This is a genomic window from Pseudonocardia ammonioxydans (genome assembly GCF_900115005.1).
Classification (GTDB): domain Bacteria; phylum Actinomycetota; class Actinomycetes; order Mycobacteriales; family Pseudonocardiaceae; genus Pseudonocardia; species Pseudonocardia ammonioxydans.
The window spans coordinates 142,200-162,289 of record NZ_FOUY01000012.1; the positions used below are offsets into that span (position 1 = coordinate 142,200).

Genomic DNA, 20,090 nt, shown 5'->3' on the forward strand with positions numbered 1-20,090 from the left:
CGACCACCGCGCGTCGGCCGGCGGTCGCCGTGGGTCACCGTCAGCGGCGGCGCCCGCCCCGCCGGGGCGACGGCGCCCCGTTCCCCCCGGTCATCGCCGCACGCCGTTCGGTCACGGCGTCGAAGCGGGCGTAGGCGTCGACGATGTCGGAGACCAGCTTGTGCCGCACCACGTCGGCGCTGTCGAGCAGGGAGAAGTGCACGTCGTCGACGCCGTCGAGGATCTCCTGCACCACGGCCAGCCCGGAGCGGTTGCCGCCGGGCAGGTCGACCTGGGTGATGTCCCCGGTGACGACGATCTTCGAGCCGAAGCCGAGCCGGGTGAGGAACATCTTCATCTGTTCGGGCGTGGTGTTCTGCGCCTCGTCCAGGATGATGAACGCGTCGTTCAGCGTCCGCCCGCGCATGTACGCCAGCGGCGCGACCTCGATCGTCCCGGCCGCCATCAGCTTCGGGATGGACTCCGGGTCGATCATGTCGTGCAGCGCGTCGTAGAGCGGACGCAGGTACGGGTCGATCTTCTCGAACAGCGTGCCGGGCAGGTAGCCCAGCCGCTCCCCCGCCTCGACCGCCGGGCGGGTCAGGATGATCCGGGTGACCTGCTTGGCCTGCAGCGCCTGCACGGCCTTCGCCATGGCCAGGTAGGTCTTGCCGGTGCCGGCCGGCCCGATCCCGAACACGACGGTGTGCGAGTCGATGGCGTCGACGTAGCGCTTCTGGTTGAGCGTCTTGGGCCGGATGGTCTTGCCGCGCCGGGACAGGATGTCCAGGCTCAGCACCTCGGCGGGTGACTCGCCCATCCGGTCGTCGGTCTCGGTCCCGGCGTCGGACAGCATCTGCACGGTCCGCCGGACCGTGTCGGCGCCGACCAGCTGACCGCGCTCGGCGAGCGTGATGAGCTCGGTGAACACGCGCTCGGCGAAGGCGACGTCGCCGGGGTCGCCGGAGAGCGTCAGCTCGTTGCCGCGCACGTGGACGTCGGCGGTGAGCTCCTCCTCGGCGGTGCGCAGGCTCTCGTCACGTGAGCCGAGGAGTGCGAGCAGGGCGGTGTCCGGGACGACCATCCGCGACCGGACGGACCCGCCCGGTGCCGCGTCGGACCGCAGGTCGGTCCGGGGGGTGGAGCCGGGTTCGGTGCCGGTCAAGACTGTGTTCGCCTGCCTCAGGGTCGGGTATCCGGACTGTCCGGATGGTACCCGTGCAACGCCCGTCCTCACCCACGGATTCCGGTGGATCCGTGGGTGCGGGACTCAGCTCCAGCGACCGGTGCGCACCGCGAGCGCGCCGAGCGCCACGCACGCGGCGGTCGAGGCACGCAGCACCTCCGGCCCCATCCGCACCGGGACCGCACCGGCCTCGGCGAGCACGGCGAGCTCGTGGTCGTCCACCCCGCCCTCCGGCCCCACGACCAGCAGCACCTCACCGTCCGCGGGCAGCTCGACCCCGGCGAGCCCGGTGCCGGCGGACTCGTGCAGGACCAGGGCCGCGTCGGCGGCCGCGACCCGCTGCGCCAGCTGCCGGGTGGTCACCGGCTCCGTGACCTGTGGCTGCCAGGGACGGCGCGCCTGCTTGGCGGCCTCGCGCACCGACGACCGCCAGCGTTCCAGGGCCCTGGCCCCGCGCGGGCCGTCGTCCCAGCGGGCCACGGAGCGGGCCGCCTTCCAGGGCAGGAACGCGTCCGCGCCGGCCTCGGTCGCGGTCTCGACCGCGAGCTCGCCGCGGTCGCCCTTCACCAGGGCCTGCGCGATCACGATGCGGACCGCGGGTGCGGGAACGTGCGACACCGCCCTCAGCCGGACCGTCAGCGCGTCCTTCCCCGTCGTGGCGACGGCCTCGGCGTGCGCGATCCCGCCGCAGCCGTCGGAGAGCACCAGCTCCTCGCCGGGCCGGATCCGCCGCACGGTCACCGCGTGCCGGCCCTCCGGCCCCGTCAGGACCGTCTCGCCACCGGGCGCGGGCAGTGCCGCGACGTCGTCGACCAGGAACAGCGGGCTGGTGGTCACGACGACGGGAGCCGGCGGAGGATCTCGTGCAGCAGCTCGGTGTGCTCGGCCAGCGTCGCCGCGTGCTGCCGATGCAACTCGCTGTGCTCCGCCAGGGTCGCGGTCTGCTCCGCCAGGGTCGCGGTGTGCTCGGCCAGGGTCGCCGAGTGGCCGCCCAGGGTTCCGGTGTGCTCGTCGGCCACGTCCTTGATGTCGAGGACGGTGTCGGCCACGGCACGCAGCGTCTCGTCGTGCGCATCGACACGGCGGGTGAGCGCGTCGATCTCGGCTCGGGTCACGCCGCCCACCATGACCGACGGACCGGTCCCCCGGCGGCGCTTCGCGGACATCGGGAACCCGCAGCCGCGGACGTTGCTCCGGACGGGCGCACGCCGGCGCCCGGCCGGGCTCGTCACCGGCCGCTCCACGAGTCCCGCAGCCGCGAGAACAGGCCGTGACCGTTGCGGGCACCGCCGACCAGGTCCGGCTGCTCCTCGCCGCGCAGCTTCGCGAGCTGGCGGAGCAGGTCGGTCTGCTCCTTGTCGAGCTTGGTCGGCACCGACACCTCGACGTGCACGAGCAGATCGCCGTGACCGTCGACGCGGCCGGTCGACCGCAGCCGGGGCATGCCCTTGCCGCGCAACGTGCGGACGGTCCCGTGCTGGGTGCCGCCCTCGATGTCGAGCTCCTGCACGGTGCCGTCGAGCAGCGTCAGCGGCAGCGTCGCACCGAGCGCGGCCGCGGTCATCGGCAGCGGCAACGTGCAGTGCAGGTCCGAGCCGTCCCGGGTGAAGATCTCGTGCGGGACCTCCTCGACCTCGACGTAGAGGTCACCGGCCGGGCCGCCGCCCGCCCCGACCTCGCCCTGGCCGGCCAGCCGCACCCGCATGCCCTCGGCGACCCCCGCCGGGATCTTCACCGACACGGTGCGCCGGGACCGGACGCGGCCGTCCCCGGAGCACTGCCGGCACGGGTCGGGGATGACCTCGCCGAAGCCGCGGCAGGTCGGGCACGGACGGGCGGTGACGACCTGCCCGAGGAACGACCGCTGCACGCTCTGGATCTCGCCGGAACCGCCGCAGGTGTCGCAGGCGGCCGGCTGGGTGCCCTCGGCACAGCCCGACCCCTGGCACAGGGTGCACAGCACGGCGGTGTCGACGGCGAGGTCGCGCTGCACTCCGGCGGCGCAGTCCTCGAGCGTCAGCTCCATCCGGATCAGCGCATCCGCGCCCGGCTGCACCCGGCTGCGCGGGCCGCGGCCCCGCCCGCCGCCGGCGTTGCCGCCGAAGAAGGCGTCCATGATGTCGCTGAACCCACCGAAGCCGGCGAACGGATCGCCGCCGCCGGCACCACCGCCGCCACCGCGCGGGTCCATCGGGTCGCCCCCGAGGTCGACGACCCGCCGCTTCTCCGGATCGGTCAGGACCTCGTAGGCCGTGCTGATCTCACGGAAGCGCTCCTGGGCCTCCGGGTCCGGATTGACGTCGGGGTGCAGTTCGCGGGCGAGCTTGCGGTATGCCCGCTTGATCTCCGCGGCGTCGGCGCCGCGCTCGACGCCCAGGGTCCCGTAGTAGTCGCGTGCCACCTGGCTTCTCGTCCTCTAGGTCATACTCGGCACCGCCGACGCGGTGCCGATCACGTGCAGTATCGGCGTAGCGGCTTCCTAGCGCCCGGTCAGGATCTCACCCACGTATCGGGCGACCGCATGCACCGCCGAGATCGTGCCCGGATAGTCCATCCGGGTCGGCCCGACGACGCCCATCCCGCCCAGCGGTGTACCCGCCCCGTAGCCGACCGTCACGACCGACGCGGTCCGCAGGTCCTCCGCCTCGTTCTCCTCGCCGATCCGCACCGTGACCAGCCCCGAGTCCTGCGAGGCGGCCAGCAGCCGCATCACCACGACCTGTTCCTCGAGTGCCTCGAGGACCTGGCGCAGTGATCCGGGGAAGTCGGCGTGGCTGCGGGTGAGGTTCGCGGTGCCGCCGAGCACCATCCGTTCCTCGGGGTGCTCGACCAGCGTCTCGATCAGCACCGTCGCGATCTGGGTGAGCAGCACGCGCAGGTCGTCCGGCCCGGTCTCGGGCAGCTCGGCGACCGCGGCGGAGGCCTCGGCGAGCTTCCGCCCGTTCAACGCGTTGCCCAGCAGCTCGCGCAACCGGGCCACGTCGGTCTCGCCGAGCACGTCGCCGAGGTCGACCACCCGCTGGTCCACCCGGCCGGTGTCGGTGATCAGCACCAGCATCAGCCGGGCCGGCGTGAGCTGCACGACCTCCAGGTGCCGCACGGTGGAGCGGGTCAGGGTCGGGTACTGGACGACCGCGACCTGCTGGGTCAGCTGGGCCAGCAGCCGCACCGACCGGCGCAGGACGTCGTCGAGGTCGACCGCTCCCTCCAGGAACGTCTGCACGGCCCGCTTCTCGGCCGACGACAGCGGCTTGACCTGGGAGATCCGGTCGACGAACTGGCGGTAGCCCTTGTCGGTGGGGATCCGGCCCGCACTGGTGTGCGGCTGGGCGATGAACCCGTCCTCCTCCAGGACGGCCATGTCGTTGCGGACGGTCGCACTCGAGACACCGAGGTTGTGACGGTCGACGAGTGCCTTGGACCCGACCGGTTCCTGGGTGGACACGTAGTCGGCGACGATGGCCCGCAGCACGGCGAAGCGGCGCTCGTCGGCGTTCATCTCCCGGCACCTCCCCCGGCGCGTCCGGTACGGCTGACGTTCCACGACCAGTCTATGCGCCGTCACGGCCCGGTGGACGGATCGCGCAGCGGGGTGCGGTGACTCACCCCCTGCGATTCCTGCGTGGCCGCGCCGGCGTCACCGGCCGGCGGCCCCGACCGCGTCCTCCTCGGCGAGGAGCAGGTCGGTCACCACGCGGTCGGCCAGCAGCCGTCCGCGGTCGGTCAGCACGGCACGGCCGCCGGCGTGCGCACCACCGTCCAGCAGGCCGTCGGTGACGGCGCGCTGCGCGGCGGCCCGGCCGCCGTCGTCGAGCAGGTCCAGCGGCATCCCCTCGGCCAGCCGCAGCCGCAGCATGACGCGTTCGGTGTGCCGCTCCCCGGCGGTCAGCTCCTCACGCCCCGCCTCGGGCGCGTCGCCCGCATCGAGCAGACCCGCCCAGCGCGCCGGGTGCTTGACGTTCCACCAGCGCACCCCGCCCAGGTGCGAGTGCGCGCCCGGGCCGACGCCCCACCAGTCGCCGTCACGCCAGTAACCCAGGTTGTGCCGGCACTCGGCACCGGGCAGCGCCCAGTTGGACACCTCGTACCAGCGCAGGCCGGCCTCGGCCAGGCGGGCGTCGAGGAGCTCGTAGCGGGTGGCGGCGACGTCGTCGTCGGGGGCGGGCAGCTCGCCGCGCCGGACCCGGCGGGCCAGTGCGGTGCCGTCCTCGACGATCAGCGCGTAGGCCGAGACGTGGTCGACCCCGGCCTCCAGCACCGCCTCGGCGGACCGGCGCAGGTCGTCGTCGGTCTCGCCGGGGGTGGCGTAGATCAGGTCCAGGTTGACGTGCCCGAACCCGGCGGCCCGGGCCTCCCGGGCGGCGTCGACCGCACGACCGGGGGTGTGCGTGCGGTCGAGCACGGCCAGCACGTGCCGGGCCGCCGACTGCATCCCCAGCGAGACGCGCGTGTAGCCACCGGCGCGCAGGCCGGCGAAGAACTCCGGCGAGGTCGACTCCGGGTTGGACTCCGTGGTCACCTCGCAGTCCGGGGCGACGGCGAACTCGTCGCGGATCGCGGCCAGCACCGCCGACAGCCGCTCCGCACCCAGCAGCGAAGGTGTGCCGCCGCCGACGAACACGGTCTCCACCGTGCGGTCCCCGACCGTGCGTGCGGCCAGGGCGATCTCGCGGCGCGCGGCCGCCAGCCAGCCGTCCGGGGACGCGGCGTCCCCGGACAGCTCGGAGGCGGTGTAGGTGTTGAAGTCGCAGTAGCCGCAGCGGGTCGCGCAGAACGGCACGTGGACATAGATCCCGAAGGGGGGCGGCACGCTCCCGAGTGTGCCAGCGTGCCCGGCGGGCACCGTCCCCCTGCCGGGACCGCCCGGGCCGAACGTCCGGACCTTCCCGGCCCGCGTCCCAGCATGCGAACGCGTCCTGGCCCGGAGTCCGGACACCGTGAGAGACTGTTCGACGTGCACGCGCTCCGACTCCGCCTCGTGGCCCGCCGCCACGTGGACCTGAACCGGACTCGTAGCGCCCTCTGTCGCCGTCCGTCCTGATCCGACGGCCTCTTCTCCTCTTCCCGGGCCGCGCTCCGCCCTGTCCGGGGCCGGCGTGTGCCCGGTCCGACACCTCGGAGCACCCACCACATGGCGCCCTCCCAGACTGCACCCGGTCGTGTCCGCGGCCAGGGCCAGTGGAAACTCGGCCACCGCGAGCCGCTGAACCCCAACGAGCGTTTCAAGCGCGACGACGACCCCCTCAACGTCCGGGCCCGGATCGAGAACATCTACGCCCGGCGCGGATTCGGCTCGATCGATCCGCAGGACCTGCGTGGCCGGATGCGCTGGTGGGGCCTCTACACCCAGCGCCGCCCCGGCATCGACGGCGGACGCACCGCCGCCCTCGAGCCGGAGGAGCTCGAGGACGAGTACTTCATGATGCGCGTGCGCCTCGACGGCGGCGCCGTCTCCGCCGCCCAGCTCCGCGCGCTCGGCGAGGTCTCGCAGGACTACGCCCGCGACACCGCCGACGTCACCGACCGCGAGAACATCCAGTACCACTGGATCCGGATCGAGGACGTCCCCGCGATCTGGGACAAGCTCGAGGGTCTGGGCATGCGGACCACCGAGGCGTGCGGCGACTGCCCGCGCGTCGTCCTCGGCTCCCCGGTCGCCGGGGTCGCCGCCGCGGAGCGGATCGACCCGACGCCGGCGGTCGACGAGATCGTCGAGCGGTACATCGGCAGCCCGGAGTTCTCCAACCTGCCGCGCAAGTACAAGACCGCGATCTCCTGGCAGCAGGACATCGCGCACGAGATCAACGACATCGCCTTCGTCGGTGTCGAGCACCCCGAGCACGGGCCCGGGTTCGACCTGTGGGTCGGGGGCGGGCTGTCCACCAACCCGAGGCTCGCCGTCCGGCTCGGCGCCTGGGTACCGCTCGACGAGGTCCCCGAGGTGTGGGCCGGGGTCACCACGGTGTTCCGCGACTACGGCTACCGGCGGCTGCGCCACCGCGCCCGGCTCAAGTTCCTGATCGCCGACTGGGGCCCCGAGGAGTTCCGCCGGGTCCTCGAGGAGGAGTACCTCGGCCGGGCGCTCGTCGACGGCCCCGCCCCGGAGACCCCGGAGCGCCCGGTGGACCACGTCGGCGTCTTCGAGCAGAAGGACGGCCGGCACTACGTCGGCGTCGCCCCGCCGTCGGGCCGGGTGTCGGGCGGCACGCTGGCCGCGATCGCCGACGCCGCCGAGCGCGCCGGCTCCGACCGGATCCGGTTCACGCCCTACCAGAAGATCGTCGTGCTGGACGTGGCCGGCGACCGGCTGGACCGCCTGATCGAGGACCTGAACCGGCTCGGGCTGCCCGCCGAGCCCTCGACCTGGCGCCGTTCCACGATGGCCTGCACCGGCATCGAGTTCTGCAAGCTCGCGATCGTCGAGACCAAGGAGCGGGCGATCCGGCTGGTCGAGGACCTGGAGAAGCGGCTCGCCGACACCGTGCCGGACGTGCCGATCTCCTTGCACCTCAACGGCTGCCCGAACGCCTGTGCCCGCACCCAGGTCGCCGACATCGGCCTCAAGGGCCAGGTCGTGACCGACGGCGACGGCAACCAGGTCGAGGGTTTCCAGGTTCACCTGGGCGGTGGCCTGGGGCTCGACGCCGGGTTCGGCCGCAAGCTGCGCGGGCTCAAGGTCACCAGCGCCGAGCTGGGCGACTACGTCGAGCGGGTGGTGCGCAACTTCGCAGAGCAGCGCACCGACGACGAGCGGTTCGCGCAGTGGGTGCTCCGGGCCGAGGAGGCCGATCTCAAGTGAGCGCGACCCAGCGGACCACGCCCTTCTACTGCCCCTACTGCGGTGAGGAGGACCTGCGACCGGCCGAGCGTTCCGAGCGGGTCCCCGGCGCCGCGTGGTGGTGCGCCGACTGCCTGCGCACGTTCGTCGTGACGTTCGTGGGGCTCGGCGTGCCGGAGACCTCCGGAGCGACCTCATGAGCGGCAGCGTGCGCGAGACCGTCGGGACCGACCTGCGCGCGACCGCCGAGCGCGGCGCCGCCGAGCTGGGCCCGGACGCGACCGCACAGGACCTGCTCGCCTGGGCCGCGACGACCTTCGGCGACCGGCTGATCGTCGCGTCCAACATGCAGGACGCGGTGCTGATCGACCTGGCCCACCGGGCGAAGCCCGACGTCGAGGTCCTGTTCCTCGAGACCGGTTACCACTTCGCCGAGACCATCGGCACCCGCGACGCCGTCGACGCCGCGTATCCGGAACTGACCATCGTGAACGCGCGGGCCCGGCAGTCCGTCCCCGAGCAGGACGCCGAGTTCGGCGCGGAACTGTTCGCCCGCGAGCCGGACCGCTGCTGCGCGCTGCGCAAGGTCACCCCGCTGCAGGACACCCTCGCCGGCTACGACGCGTGGGTCACCGGCGTGCGGCGGGTGGAGGCCCCGACGCGGGCGACCACCCCGTTGATCACCTACGACGACAAGTTCGGCCTGGTCAAGATCAACCCGATCGCGGCCTGGTCCGACGACGACATGGACCGCTACATCGCCGACCGCGGGGTCCTGGTGAACCCGCTGGTCGACGCGGGGTACCCGAGCATCGGCTGCGCCCCGTGCACCGCGAAGCCGCAGCCGGGCGAGGACCCGCGCTCCGGGCGCTGGGCCGGGCGCGCCAAGACGGAGTGTGGTCTCCATGGCTCGTGAGCGGAAACCGTCCTCCTGGCCGCGACAAGTACTCACGGCCCTCGACACACTGGAGTCCGAGGCGATCCACGTCTTCCGCGAGGTCGCCGGGGAGTTCGACCGGCCGGTGATCCTCTTCTCCGGGGGCAAGGACTCCACGCTCCTGGTGCACCTGGCGGTCAAGGCGTTCGCCCCGGCACCGGTCCCGTTCGGGCTGCTGCACGTCGACACCGGGCACAACTACCCGGAGGTCATCGAGTTCCGGGACCGGATCGCCGCGCAGCTGAACCTGCGGCTCGAGGTCGCCCGGGTCGAGGACTACCTGGCCGACGGCCGGCTGGTCGAGCGGGCCGACGGCACCCGGAACCCGCTGCAGACCCAGCCGCTGCTCGACGCGATCGCCGAGCACCGCTTCGACGCCGTGTTCGGCGGCGGGCGCCGGGACGAGGAACGCGCCCGCGCCAAGGAACGGATCATGTCGCTGCGCGACACGTTCGGCCGCTGGGACCCGCGCAAGCAGCGCCCGGAGCTGTGGAACCTCTACAACGGACGGCACGCGCCGGGCGAGCACGTCCGCGTCTTCCCGATCTCCAACTGGACCGAGCTCGACGTCTGGCGCTACATCCAGCGCGAGGACATCGATCTGCCGTCGATCTACTACGCGCACGAGCGCCCGGTCTTCCGCCGCGACGGCATGTGGCTGGCCGAGGGCCCCTGGGGCGGCCCGCGCGCCGGCGAGACGCTCGAGACCCGCTCGGTGCGCTACCGCACCGTGGGCGACGGCTCCTGCACCGGCGCCGTCGAGTCGACCGCCTCCACCCTGGACGAGGTCATCGCCGAGGTGACCGCGTCCCGGCTGACCGAGCGCGGCGCCACCCGGGCCGACGACCGGCTCTCCGAGGCCGCCATGGAGGACCGCAAGAAGGAGGGCTACTTCTAGTGGAGTCAGAGCTTCTCGTGGAATCACAGCATCGCGATCTCCTCCGCTTCGCGACCGCGGGCTCGGTGGACGACGGCAAGTCCACCCTGGTCGGTCGGCTGCTCTACGACACCAAGTCGGTGCTGGCCGACCAGATCGAGGCCGTCGAACGCGCGTCGGTCGACAAGGGAATGTCCACTCCGGACCTGTCGCTGCTGGTCGACGGCCTGCGCGCCGAGCGTGAGCAGGGCATCACGATCGACGTCGCCTACCGCTACTTCGGCACACCGACCCGGGAGTTCGTCCTCGCCGACACCCCCGGCCACGTGCAGTACACGCGCAACACCGTCACCGGCGCCTCCACCGCCGAACTGGCCGTGCTGCTGGTCGACGCCCGCAACGGCGTCGTCGCGCAGACCCGGCGGCACGCCGCGGTGCTGTCGCTGCTGCGGGTGCCGCGCCTGGTGCTGGCGATCAACAAGATCGACCTCATCGACTACGACGAGGCCAAGATCCGCGACATCGAGCGGGAGTTCACCGAGCTGACCCGCTCGCTCGGGTTCGAGGCCCCCAGCATCCAGGTGATCCCGCTGTCCGCGCTGGTCGGCGACAACGTCGCCGGCCGCAGCGAGCGCACCCCCTGGTACGCGGGGCCGACGCTGCTCGAGCACCTGGAGTCGGTCCCGGTCGAGGGGGCGGGCGGGCACTTCGCCACCGACGCCCCGTTCCGGCTCCCGGTGCAGTACGTGATCCGCCCCCGGACCGACGAGCTGCACGACTACCGCGGCTACGCGGGCCAGATCGCCGCCGGCACCGTCCGGGCCGGGGACGAGGTCGTCGTGCTGCCCGAGGGGCACCGCACCACGGTGTCCGAGGTGCGGACCGCCGACGGCCCGCTCGACGCCGCCGGCGCCGGGCTCAGCGTCACGGTGCTGCTGGCCGACGACATCGACGCCCCCCGCGGGGCGCTGATCGCGGCCGCGGCCGACGCGCCGGAGGTCACCTCCGAGATCGACGCGACGCTGTGCTGGCTGGCCGAGAAGCCGCTGGTCCCCGGCGCGCGGCTGCTGCTCAAACACGGCACGCGCACCACGCAGGTGGTCGTCGGAGCGCTGACGTCGCGGCTGGACACCGAGGCCGTGTCCTACACGGAGGCACCGGAGCAGCTCGGGATCAACGACATCGGACGGGTGTCCCTGCGGGTCGCCGACCCGCTGCCGGTCGACCCCTACGCGCGGATCCGCACCACCGGCGGCTTCGTGCTCATCGACCCCCCGACCGGGAACACCCTGGCCGCCGGGCTGGTCGGGGATCCGCTCGGCTCGGTGGCCGCGGGGGTGGGCTCGTCGTGATCGACGACGGCTGACCCGGCTCGCGGAGCCTCCCCGGCCCGGCGACCCGGTCGGGGGCTCCGCCCCGGCAGCTCCTCCGACACCGGGAGGCCGGAGCGGTCACGGCGCAGGAGAGCCCCCGGCCAGCAGCCGCGCGGCCAGCTCGGGTGCGGCGACCCGGGGGCGGAACCGCCGGGCTTCGGGCCGGGACGCGCTCCCCGACGCGCGCTCCGGGACGATCACGACACCGCCGTCGTCCTCCGGCATGGGCGCGAATCCGGCCGCCCGCAGCCGGGTCACGAGCTCGCCGGGGTCCAGCGGGGCGGCGAGCACGGTCGGAGCGAGCCAGCGCAGCTGCAGCCCCGCCAACGAGCGGGAGTGCAGGATCTCGGCGATCTCGGGCTCGGGGCCGATCACGCAGCACCGGGTCGCCCGGACGCGTACGACGCCGTGCCGGCGGGCGACGTCGGTGATCAGGTAGTCCAACGGCTGGGGGAGCTCGCGCCCGGAGATCGCCGTCAGCTCGGCCCGCAACTCGTCGGCGGTCCAACCGGCGTCCATCGCCGCGCGCACGCCGGCCGGGGTGAACCGCCACGTCGCCGCGACACCCCGGGCCTCGGGCACGGCCGCGAGGGCGAGCAACCGGGCCGCCGCCGCGTCGGGCTGGCCGGACACGACCGCCGTGAGATCCGACTGCAGCACGAGCATGCCGCGCACCCGGGGGAGCATCGCCGCGATCCGGCGGGCCAGCTCCGGCCCCGGATCGGTCCGGCCGGCCACCTCGACGAGCTGCTCGCCGAGACCCGTCAGCCGGTCCCCCGCCACGATCCCGAGCTGCGTCGCCTCGCGCAGGGCGGCCTCGACCTTGTGTACCCGGTCGGTGGCGCCGTAGGGGTGGAACGGGCAGAACCAGTCGAGGTGCTCGATCACCGCCCGCAGCGAGCGCCCACCCGCCGCCGCGCGCAGCAGCGCGCGACGCAGGAGCCCCGCGGACGACTCCACCGGGAGCGGGGGCGCGATCTCGCCGTCCTCGGTCTCGCGGCTGGTCGGCGCCAGCTCGAGCTCGAACCAGACCAGCGCGATCGTGGCCCACCGGACCGACGGCTCCTCCTCGCGCCACCCGTCGTAACCGTCCGCGGCCGGGTATCCGCCCGCCCTCGACGTCAGCAGGCCGGCGGCGTGCGCCACGTCGATCCACAGGGCGACGTCGGACAGCGCGAGCCGCTTCGCCAGCCGGTTGCGTTCCCGGGACCCGACCCCGCCCTTCTTCAGGGGCGTGAGCGGGTGCTCGCCCGCCTCGTCCAGCAGGGTCGTCAGCGCGAGCAGGGCTCCCTCCGCCTCGGCCCTGCCCTCGTTCGCCGGGTCCGCCGACTCCGGGAGTGCCGGCCGTCCGGTCGGACCGTCGTCCTCGCGCCGGAGCAGGACGGCGACCTCGCGGGGCAGTTCCGGTCCGTCGTACGGACCCTCCAGCATCAGCCCGGAGCGGACCAGCGCGGCGGTGGCCTCGTCGGGCCGCCGGGCGAACCCGTCGACGTCGTACACCTCTCCGGAGCGGACCAGCTCGTCGAGGTGCCGGCGGACGGGTGTGGGGAGGGCCCGGACGGCCGCACCCACCGTCTCCGGATCCGTGACCAGCGCGGTGAGCCGCTCGATCAGCTCGGGCTCGCGCAGTCCGGCCGGGTCCGCACCGAGGGCGGTGACCGCCGTCCGCAGGTCGTCCACCCGGGCCTGGCGCGCGATGTGGGCCACCGGCAGGAAGCCGCCGACCTCGGCGGCGAAGTGCCCGGCCAGCCGCTCGACCAGTGCGACCCGCTCACCGTCGGTCCAGGCCAGTCCCCGGGCGCAGAGCTCGTCGACCAGCGCGCGGACCTCCCGCTCCGGCACCCGGAACAGGTCGGCCAGCGCGGAGACCGCGCCGACCTTGTGCAGCGCGACGGCACGGGCGACGGCGGCCTGGTCGTGGTTCATCCGCTGCAGGGCCGCCGCGAGCGAATCGAGTCCGTTCAGCCGATACGCCAGCTCGTCGAGGTCGTCCGGCACCGGCTCGAGGAGGATGTCCGCCCGGTGCTCGAGCAGCACGGTCAGGCGTTCCGCGTCCAGGCCGGCCAGGTGCTCGATGAACGACACGACGAGGATCGCACCACGACCGCCGGCGCCTGCCCACCCCGGGGCGGCGCCGGCGGACCGGCAGGTCGGCACCCGCGTTCCCGCAACGTGTCCGGACATGTTCGGCGACGTCCCGCAGCCCGGACGACGACTTGTCCTGTCCGGATCCGCGGCCCACGATGGGGGCATGGCCACGATCGGGGAGCACGCCGACCGGGCCCGGGTGCCCGAGCGTTCGGCGGCGGACCCGGCGGTCTCCCGGTACCTCGTCACACATCTCGAGCGGTTCTGGCCGTCGCGCCGCATGGACGCCTTCGACGAATTCTGTCGCGGTTGCTGACGCACCCCTGCTGACCCAGCCCCGGTGACGTACCCCCGCTGACGCAACCCCCACCGCCGCACCGCACCCTGCACCGCCCCGTTCCGCGCCCGCGCCGCCCTGCCGGGGTCACCGGGCCGGTCCCGTACGCCCGGGCCCGCTCGACGGGCCGCCGGCCGGGGCACGCCCGCGGGCGCCGGAGTCCGCACCGTCGCGCCGCCGCCACCGCAGGCCCGCGACTTCCCCGAGCCACGACACCGGCTCGCTCCGGCCGGCCGGGTACCGCCCGGCGGCCGCCTCACGAGAGAGAGATCCCACGCGTGCGCACACTCATCGTCTTCGCCCTGGTCGGGTTCGCCGCCCAGATGGTCGACGGCGCCCTCGGCATGGCCTATGGCGTCACCTCCACGTCGCTGCTCCTGGTGGCCGGTATCAACCCGGCCACCGCCAGTGCCTCGGTGCACCTCGCGGAGGTCGGCACGACACTCGCCTCCGGTGCCGCGCACTGGCGATTCGGCAACGTCGACTGGAAGCTGGTGCTCAAGCTCGGTGTGCCGGGTGCGGTCGGCGCGTTCCTGGGGGCGACGCTGCTGTCCGCGCTGTCCACCGACGACGCCGCCCCGTACATGTCCGGCATCCTGCTGGCACTGGGCGTCTACATCCTGCTGCGCTTCTCGCTGCGGCCCCCGAACGTCGCGACGGCGCGCCGGTCGCCGCACGGGGCGCGGTTCCTGTCCCCGCTCGGCCTGGTCGCCGGGTTCGTCGACGCCTCCGGTGGCGGCGGCTGGGGACCGGTCTCCACCCCGGCCCTGCTGGGTGCGGGCCGGACCGCGCCACGCACCGTCGTCGGCTCGGTCGACACCTCGGAGTTCCTGGTCGCCGTGGCCGCCAGCATCGGTTTCCTGGTCGGGCTCGGGCACGAGGTCCTCGACCCTTACACGATCGGCGGGCTGCTGATCGGCGGTGTGGCCGCCGCACCGCTCGCGGCGTGGCTGGTCACCAAGATCCCGGCGCCGGTGCTGGGCACCGCGGTCGGCGGCATCATCGTCCTGACCAACGCCCGCACGATCCTGCGCACCCTGGAGGCGGGCACGGCGACGACCGTCGTCACCTACCTGGTGATCGTCGCCGCCTGGGCCGCCGCGATCTCGCTCGCGGTGTCGCGGCTGCGCCGCAGCCGCGCCGAGGCCGCACTGCAGGAGGGCGAGACCGTCTCCACCTCCGGCTGACCGACGACCCGCCCGGCGGGAGCCCGGCCCGACAGCACCGCCCGCGGAGCCGGGCCCGCCAGCACCGCCGGCGGAGCCCGGCCCGGCAGCACCGCCGGCGGAGCCCGGCCCAACGGCACCGCCGGCGGAGCCCGGCCCAACGCCGCCAGCCCGCGGAGCCCGGCCCGACGACCCCGCCCGGCGGGGCCCGGCCCGACGCCGGCAGCCCGCGGAGCCGGGCCCGACGCCACAGCGACCGCCCGTCGTGGGCGCAGCCGCACCCCGGTGGGGCGGCCGGGCTCCGCGACGGGCGGCCGGTGAGGTTCAGGCGGCGGGGGTGGCCCGGGCGGCCGCGCCGGGCAGTGCACGCAGCACGGCACGGGCGACGGCGTCGTTGTAGCGCAGGCTCTGCGCGTTCATCCCGGGCCGGGTGAAGGCGCCCGCGACCTTGACCGTCGTGTGCGGCCCGACGGCGAACCGCCGCTCGTGCACGCCGCCCCCGGCGGTGTGCAGGGCCCCGTCGGCCGGGCGCACCGACAGCAGGCCGGTGTTGCGCAGCGGCGTGCCGTCGTCGTCGTGCAGGATCTCCTCGACGGCCTCGCCACGGTCCAGCAACCCGGCGAGCAGCCCGTCGGTGGTGCGGGACACGCTGGGGTCGGGCAGCCGGGCGTCGACCAGCACCCGGGTGGTGACCGGCTCCGCCCCGGCCAGCGTGCTGCTCGTGGCGTGGAAGCCGTCGGCGTCGACGCTCACGTCCATCCCGGCGCCGAGGAACCGGATGTACCCGGCCCCCGCGAGCGCGAGCAGCTCGCGCACCCGGAACCCGGGTGGTCCGGAGGCGACCGAGTTGAAGAAGCTCTGCCACCACGGCAGGTCCCGCGCCCGGGAGCGGGGCGAGAGCACGCCCGACCCCGCGAGCCGGGTGGTCTCGGTGTAGACCGACAGCATCGCGACGAACGCGCCGAGGTGCGGGGTGTGCCGGTCGTCGACGTGCTGGCGCAGGTCCTCGGCGATCCGCTCCCGGACCAGCGGCTGCAGCGTGTCCAGGTCGGGCGCGTGCACGCCGTCGAGGGGACGGTCCAGCGCGGTGAGGTCGAGCCGGTCCAGCGGGTCCGGGACAAGCCCAGCGATCAGCTCCGCCTCCTCGGGGGACCCGTGGGGCACCGCGGCGAAGCGGGTGGCGAAGTCGTCCCAGTCGGTGCGGACCCGGTCCGGGTGGCCCGCGAACAGCTCGTGGTACCAGCCCCAGCCGATCTCCTTGGCCATCAGCGGCCAGACCTGTTCTGCCATGTCCACCGGACCGCCGGACGCGATCAGCTCGTCGCTGACCTCGGGCGGGAGGAACCGTGGCAGCGGTGGCCGGCCGCCACGCAGCTGGTAGTGCGTCTTCGAGTGGTAGGTCGCACCGCGCGGCGACCCGGCGATCAGGACGGGTTCCCGGCCGGACGGGACGTAGCGGAGCCGGTCGGGCTCGTCCGGGTCGGGGTCGGGGACGAAGCGGCCGCCGCGGCCCTCGAACAGCAGCACCGCGAGGTCGACGAACGCCAGGCCCAGCCCGCGCGCCAGCACCGGCTCGCCCGGTTCGATCACCGACAGGTCCGAGTCCGACGTCTGTTCCGGTGGGAGGTAGCGCAGGCCCAGCTCCCGTGCCCGGCCAGCGAGGGCCCACTCGTCGGCGGTCGGTGCCGCGTCGAGGTGCCCGGAGGCCAGGACGACCGCGTCGGCGCACAGCACCCCGCCACCGGCGAGCCCGACGATCTGGTCGCCCTCGCCCCGGTCCTCGGTCAGCGACTCCGCCGTCGTGCGGTGCACGTGCACCCGCATCCCGGCCGGGGCCCGGTCGATCACCTCGCGCAGCACGGCGGTGAGGTAGTGGCTCTGCAGCCGCCGGCTCGGGAAGGTCGACGCCGTCACGGTCGCGAGCTCGGCGGCGAGCTCCGGGCCCAGCTCGGCCCGCGGGTCACCGTGCTCGCGCAGGTCGCGGGCCCAGTCCCAGAATGTGGGACCGTCCGCGACAGGGCCCTCGCAGACCACCGAGTCGTCGGTCCACATGGTCACGTCGGCGGCCATCGAGTTCATCGCGAGCAGTGGCGACTGGGCGTGCCGCCAGATGCGCCCGGCCCCGGCCGGGTACGGGTCGACGAGGTGGACGTCGAGCCCCGGGCCGGCGAGGGCGTCGCCGTACAAGCCCGGGGCGCCGGCCACCATCCGTTCGAGCAGGCCGACCCCACGGGGGCCGGCCCCCACGATCACGACGGCGGGTGCGCGGCGCTCGTTCTTCCTGCGGTGCATGGACGCTCCTGGGTGGACGGACGGGCGGAGGGCCGCGTCCGCACCGGTCCCGACTGCAGGCGGCACAGGTCGACGTGCCTGCGCTTGACCAGCCGGAGGTCCACGCGTCCCACGGTATGCCGCGCTCCCTCCCCCGGCCAGCCCGCCGGTCCGGTACGCCCGCACGGGACGCATCGCCGGGTGGAACGCCCGCGCCGCCCGGCGGATTCCGCACAGCTCCTGGATTCCGCAACTCCTGGATTCCACACAGCTCCCGGATCTCCGCACAGCCCCGGGGAGGAGCGCACCGCTCGCACGGGTGTTCCTCCGGACAGGCACGGGGACACACCCGGCGCAACCGGCCGGTCACGTGACGTCCCTCCCGGTGCCACCGAACGGCCGCGCCGCTCGCCCGCCGACCGCGTGATCACCTGTTTCACCGGTGATGATCACGACCGGTCACCGATGCGTCGCACCCGGTCACCGTGTCCTCCGTCCCACCTGTGTTCTACAGCGCGTAAAACGCGCCGATCCCGGGTACAACGGATTGGCAACAACTCGACACCGATCATCCACACCGATCTCGATGCCAGGCCCGTACCCGACACGTTCAACGGAGAACGTCGCATGACCGCAGAGCTGAGCCACCCCCTCGAGGGTGCGCCGGTGGCCGCCGCCGGACCCCGCGCCCCGGAGCCGGAGCGCACGGCCGTCGACCACCTGCTCGACTCCCTCGACGACCTCGTCCGCCGCCACCGCGCGCTCGCCGCGCACGACGGCGGCTGTGCCGGCCTGCACGCAGAGCTGATCGCCGCCGAGCTCGACCAGCAGATCGCGGTCCTGCGCACGGTCCCCCGCCAGCCCCGGAGCTGAGTCCGGAGCGGGTTAGTGCCCCGTCAGGAAACGTCCAGCACCGAACTCGGCGGCCCAACTGCCCGCTCGCGGCGTTGCCGGACAGGCCGAGTACCTCCGGTACTGGGCCTGCCCGGCGCCTTGCGAGCGAACACCTGGATCCACCGATTCCGATGCCGACGTTCCCCGACGAAGCACTAGGCTCCCCGTCGTGGCTGAGCACGCTGACGCGCCCGGTACCGAACTCGTCCACCTGGAGCTCGACGCCGGCGTCGCGACGATCACCCTGGACTCCCCCCGCAACCGCAACGCGCTGTCCGCGCAGCTGCGCCGGGAGCTGATCGCACACCTGGACACCGCGATCGCCGACGACGCGGTGCGGGTGATCGTCCTGACCCACACCGGCAGCGTGTTCTGCGCCGGGATGGACCTCAAGGAGTCGAAGGGCGCCGACGCGAAGCAGCAGGGCGTCACCGAGGTCCCGCGGATCCTCACCACGCTGTGGGACTCGCCCAAGCCGGTCGTGGCGCGCCTGGCCGGACCCGCCCGCGCCGGCGGGGTCGGGATGGTCGCCGCGTGCGACATCGCCGTCGCCGCCCGGGACGCCACGTTCGCGTTCTCCGAGGTCCGGATCGGGGTGGTCCCCGCGGTGATCTCGGTTACGGTGCTGCCGCGGCTGTCCGCCCGGGCCGCGCACGAGCTGTTCCTGACCGGCGAGACGTTCGACGCCCGCCGCGCCGTGGAGATCGGTCTGATCAACAGCGCGGTCCCCGCCGACGACCTCGACGACGAGGTCGCCCGCTACACCGCGATGCTGTGCCGCGGCGCGCCCGGGGCGCTGGCCGGGGCCAAGGAGATGCTGCGCCGCGAGCGCCCGGCGACGATGGCCGCGGACTTCGCGGCGATGAACGAGCTGTCGGCGTCGTTCTTCGCCTCCGACGAGGGCCAGGAGGGCATCCGGGCGTTCGCCGAGAAGCGCCCGCCGCGGTGGGCCGCCGGCTCCTGAGCCGCCCGTCGCACGCGGTGCGCGGCACCGGCCCGCTCGGCTGCCTACGCTGGGGGACATGACGCTCTCCGCGGTCGGCGCCACCACGGACCCGGCTGCCGCACAGGACGTCCTGGCCGGACGCCGGCTGGTCGTCCTCACCGGGGCCGGCCTGTCGACCGACTCCGGGATCCCCGACTACCGGGGGCCGGGCTCCCGCCCGCGCAACCCGATGACCTACTCCGAGTTCGTCTCCGGCGAGCCCGCGCAGCGCCGCTACTGGGCACGCAGCCACGTCGGCTGGGCCCGGATGCGTCGCGCCGACCCCAACCCGGGGCACCGGGCACTCGCCGCGCTGGAGGCGGCCGGGGTGGTCGAGAGCCTCATCACCCAGAACGTCGACGGCCTGCACGGGGCCGCGGGACACCGCACGGTGATCGACCTGCACGGGCGCATCGACGAGGTCGTCTGCCTGGACTGCCGGCAGGTCACCGCGCGGGCGCAGCTGCAGCAGCGCCTGACGGCGCTGAACCCGGGGTTCACCGAGGTCCACAGCGCCGAGGTCGAGACCGCCCCGGACGGCGACGCCGCCGTGGAGATCACCGACGGCTTCCGCGTCGCCCCCTGCGCGGCCTGCGGCGGCGTGCTCAAACCGCACGTCGTGTTCTTCGGCGAGAACGTGCCCCGGGACCGGGTCGCGCACTGCCACGCGACGGTCGCCGCGCTGACCCCGCAGGACGGGGCGCTGCTCGTCGCCGGCTCCTCGCTGACGGTCATGTCGGGGCTGCGGTTCGTCCGCGCCGCCCACCGGGCCGGGGTGCCGGTGGTGATCGTGAACCGCGGGCCCACCCGGGGCGACGAGCTGGCCGAGGTCCGGGTCGACGCCGGCTGCTCCGAGGTGCTGGGCGCGCTGGCAGCCCGACCCCGCCCCTGAGCCCGCGCGCCGGCTACCGGCGGGGCTCGTCGAACCGCTGGGTGGCCCGGTCGATCCCGGTCGCCAGCAGCGCGACCAGCGGCACCACCACCACGATCACGAACACCACCTGGAACAGGAACGGGAGCTGGGTCAGCCACAGCTCGACCGCGTCCCACGCGTTGATGATCGTGCGCACACTCCACACGGTATCGCCCGACGGCACACGTTAGGTTCGGACCCATGTTCGCTGTGTACGCGAAGGAGCCCAACGCCGACGCTCCGCTCGAGTCCCTCGTCGTGGGCGAGCGCCCCGACCCCACCGAGACCGGGGTACCGGAGGGCTGG

General features: G+C 74.1%; 19 protein-coding genes. 10 read left to right on the forward strand and 9 right to left on the reverse strand.

Annotated elements, in window-relative coordinates:
- Positions 1-40 precede the first annotated feature (40 nt).
- The 6 genes from BM093_RS14065 to hemW form a co-directional block, all read right to left on the reverse strand.
- On the reverse strand, positions 41-1,144 hold the full coding sequence (locus tag BM093_RS14065) for a PhoH family protein (protein WP_093342686.1): 1,104 nt from the start codon (positions 1,142-1,144) through the stop codon (positions 41-43).
- 105 nt (positions 1,145-1,249) lie between these two features.
- Entirely contained in the window at positions 1,250-2,002 is a 753-nt protein-coding gene (locus tag BM093_RS14070) for a 16S rRNA (uracil(1498)-N(3))-methyltransferase (protein ID WP_093342689.1), read from the reverse strand.
- Positions 1,999-2,280 carry a hypothetical protein gene (locus BM093_RS14075; protein ID WP_143105378.1) on the reverse strand — a complete coding sequence of 94 codons (282 nt, stop codon included), beginning with the start codon at positions 2,278-2,280 and terminating at the stop codon, positions 1,999-2,001. Before BM093_RS14075 ends, BM093_RS14070 begins: the two co-directional genes overlap by 4 nt.
- A gap of 113 nt (positions 2,281-2,393) precedes the next feature.
- Positions 2,394-3,566, reverse strand: a complete 1,173-nt coding sequence (gene dnaJ, locus BM093_RS14080) for a molecular chaperone DnaJ (RefSeq protein WP_093342695.1) — start codon at positions 3,564-3,566, stop codon at positions 2,394-2,396.
- 78 nt (positions 3,567-3,644) lie between these two features.
- On the reverse strand, positions 3,645-4,664 hold the full coding sequence (hrcA, locus tag BM093_RS14085; RefSeq protein WP_093342699.1) for a heat-inducible transcriptional repressor HrcA: 1,020 nt from the start codon (positions 4,662-4,664) through the stop codon (positions 3,645-3,647).
- A gap of 138 nt (positions 4,665-4,802) precedes the next feature.
- Positions 4,803-5,975 (reverse strand): radical SAM family heme chaperone HemW, encoded by a 1,173-nt coding sequence (gene hemW / locus BM093_RS14090; protein WP_425439152.1) that lies wholly within the window; start codon positions 5,973-5,975, stop codon positions 4,803-4,805.
- Between the two features lie 321 nt (positions 5,976-6,296).
- Between hemW and BM093_RS14095 the strand changes: the two genes are divergently transcribed.
- Genes BM093_RS14095 through BM093_RS14115 form a run of 5 tightly spaced genes read left to right on the forward strand, consistent with a single transcriptional unit; the run spans position 6,297 to position 11,109 of the window.
- Positions 6,297-7,964, forward strand: coding sequence for a nitrite/sulfite reductase (locus BM093_RS14095; protein WP_093342705.1), 1,668 nt, complete (start codon positions 6,297-6,299; stop codon positions 7,962-7,964).
- Positions 7,961-8,143, forward strand: a complete 183-nt coding sequence (locus tag BM093_RS14100) for an Insertion element protein (protein ID WP_093342707.1) — start codon at positions 7,961-7,963, stop codon at positions 8,141-8,143. The genes BM093_RS14095 and BM093_RS14100 overlap by 4 nt, the downstream gene beginning before the upstream one ends.
- A complete protein-coding gene (locus BM093_RS14105) occupies positions 8,140-8,859 on the forward strand; it encodes a phosphoadenylyl-sulfate reductase (RefSeq protein ID WP_093342710.1) in 720 nt (239 codons plus the stop codon). The genes BM093_RS14100 and BM093_RS14105 overlap by 4 nt, the downstream gene beginning before the upstream one ends.
- Positions 8,849-9,778 carry a sulfate adenylyltransferase subunit CysD gene (cysD, locus tag BM093_RS14110; RefSeq protein WP_093342713.1) on the forward strand — a complete coding sequence of 310 codons (930 nt, stop codon included), beginning with the start codon at positions 8,849-8,851 and terminating at the stop codon, positions 9,776-9,778. The genes BM093_RS14105 and cysD overlap by 11 nt, the downstream gene beginning before the upstream one ends.
- Positions 9,779-9,795: 17 nt before the next feature.
- Complete coding sequence (locus BM093_RS14115; protein WP_093342716.1) at positions 9,796-11,109, forward strand: sulfate adenylyltransferase subunit 1; 1,314 nt, start codon at positions 9,796-9,798, stop codon at positions 11,107-11,109.
- 99 nt (positions 11,110-11,208) lie between these two features.
- Here the strand turns inward: BM093_RS14115 and BM093_RS14120 are convergent, their stop codons facing one another.
- Positions 11,209-13,215 carry a helicase-associated domain-containing protein gene (locus tag BM093_RS14120; RefSeq protein WP_143105379.1) on the reverse strand — a complete coding sequence of 669 codons (2,007 nt, stop codon included), beginning with the start codon at positions 13,213-13,215 and terminating at the stop codon, positions 11,209-11,211.
- A 166-nt stretch (positions 13,216-13,381) separates the two neighbouring features.
- Here BM093_RS14120 and BM093_RS35940 point away from each other — a divergent pair, with 166 nt between their 5' ends.
- Both BM093_RS35940 and BM093_RS14125 read left to right on the forward strand, forming a co-directional pair.
- Positions 13,382-13,534 carry a hypothetical protein gene (locus BM093_RS35940; protein ID WP_177238467.1) on the forward strand — a complete coding sequence of 51 codons (153 nt, stop codon included), beginning with the start codon at positions 13,382-13,384 and terminating at the stop codon, positions 13,532-13,534.
- Between the two features lie 299 nt (positions 13,535-13,833).
- Positions 13,834-14,742: a sulfite exporter TauE/SafE family protein gene (locus tag BM093_RS14125; RefSeq protein WP_093342722.1), complete on the forward strand. Its 909-nt coding sequence runs from the start codon at positions 13,834-13,836 to the stop codon at positions 14,740-14,742.
- A 303-nt stretch (positions 14,743-15,045) separates the two neighbouring features.
- Here BM093_RS14125 and BM093_RS14130 read toward each other — a convergent pair whose 3' ends face one another.
- Positions 15,046-17,013, reverse strand: a complete 1,968-nt coding sequence (locus BM093_RS14130) for an FAD/NAD(P)-binding protein (RefSeq protein ID WP_093342730.1) — start codon at positions 17,011-17,013, stop codon at positions 15,046-15,048.
- A gap of 606 nt (positions 17,014-17,619) precedes the next feature.
- Between BM093_RS14130 and BM093_RS14135 the strand changes: the two genes are divergently transcribed.
- The 3 genes from BM093_RS14135 to BM093_RS14145 all read left to right on the forward strand — a co-directional run bounded on the left by BM093_RS14135 (position 17,620) and on the right by BM093_RS14145 (position 19,763).
- Positions 17,620-17,865, forward strand: coding sequence for a hypothetical protein (locus tag BM093_RS14135; RefSeq protein ID WP_093342735.1), 246 nt, complete (start codon positions 17,620-17,622; stop codon positions 17,863-17,865).
- A 190-nt stretch (positions 17,866-18,055) separates the two neighbouring features.
- Positions 18,056-18,850, forward strand: coding sequence for an enoyl-CoA hydratase family protein (locus BM093_RS14140; RefSeq protein WP_093342738.1), 795 nt, complete (start codon positions 18,056-18,058; stop codon positions 18,848-18,850).
- Positions 18,851-18,908: 58 nt separating this feature from the next.
- Entirely contained in the window at positions 18,909-19,763 is an 855-nt protein-coding gene (locus BM093_RS14145; RefSeq protein WP_093342741.1) for an NAD-dependent protein deacetylase, read from the forward strand.
- A 13-nt stretch (positions 19,764-19,776) separates the two neighbouring features.
- On the opposite strand, the gene BM093_RS35945 is transcribed toward BM093_RS14145, so the two are convergent.
- The gene (locus BM093_RS35945) at positions 19,777-19,941 is read right to left on the reverse strand and encodes a hypothetical protein (protein WP_177238468.1); all 165 of its coding nucleotides are present in this window, start codon (positions 19,939-19,941) and stop codon (positions 19,777-19,779) included.
- Between the last annotated feature and the right edge of the window lie 149 nt (positions 19,942-20,090).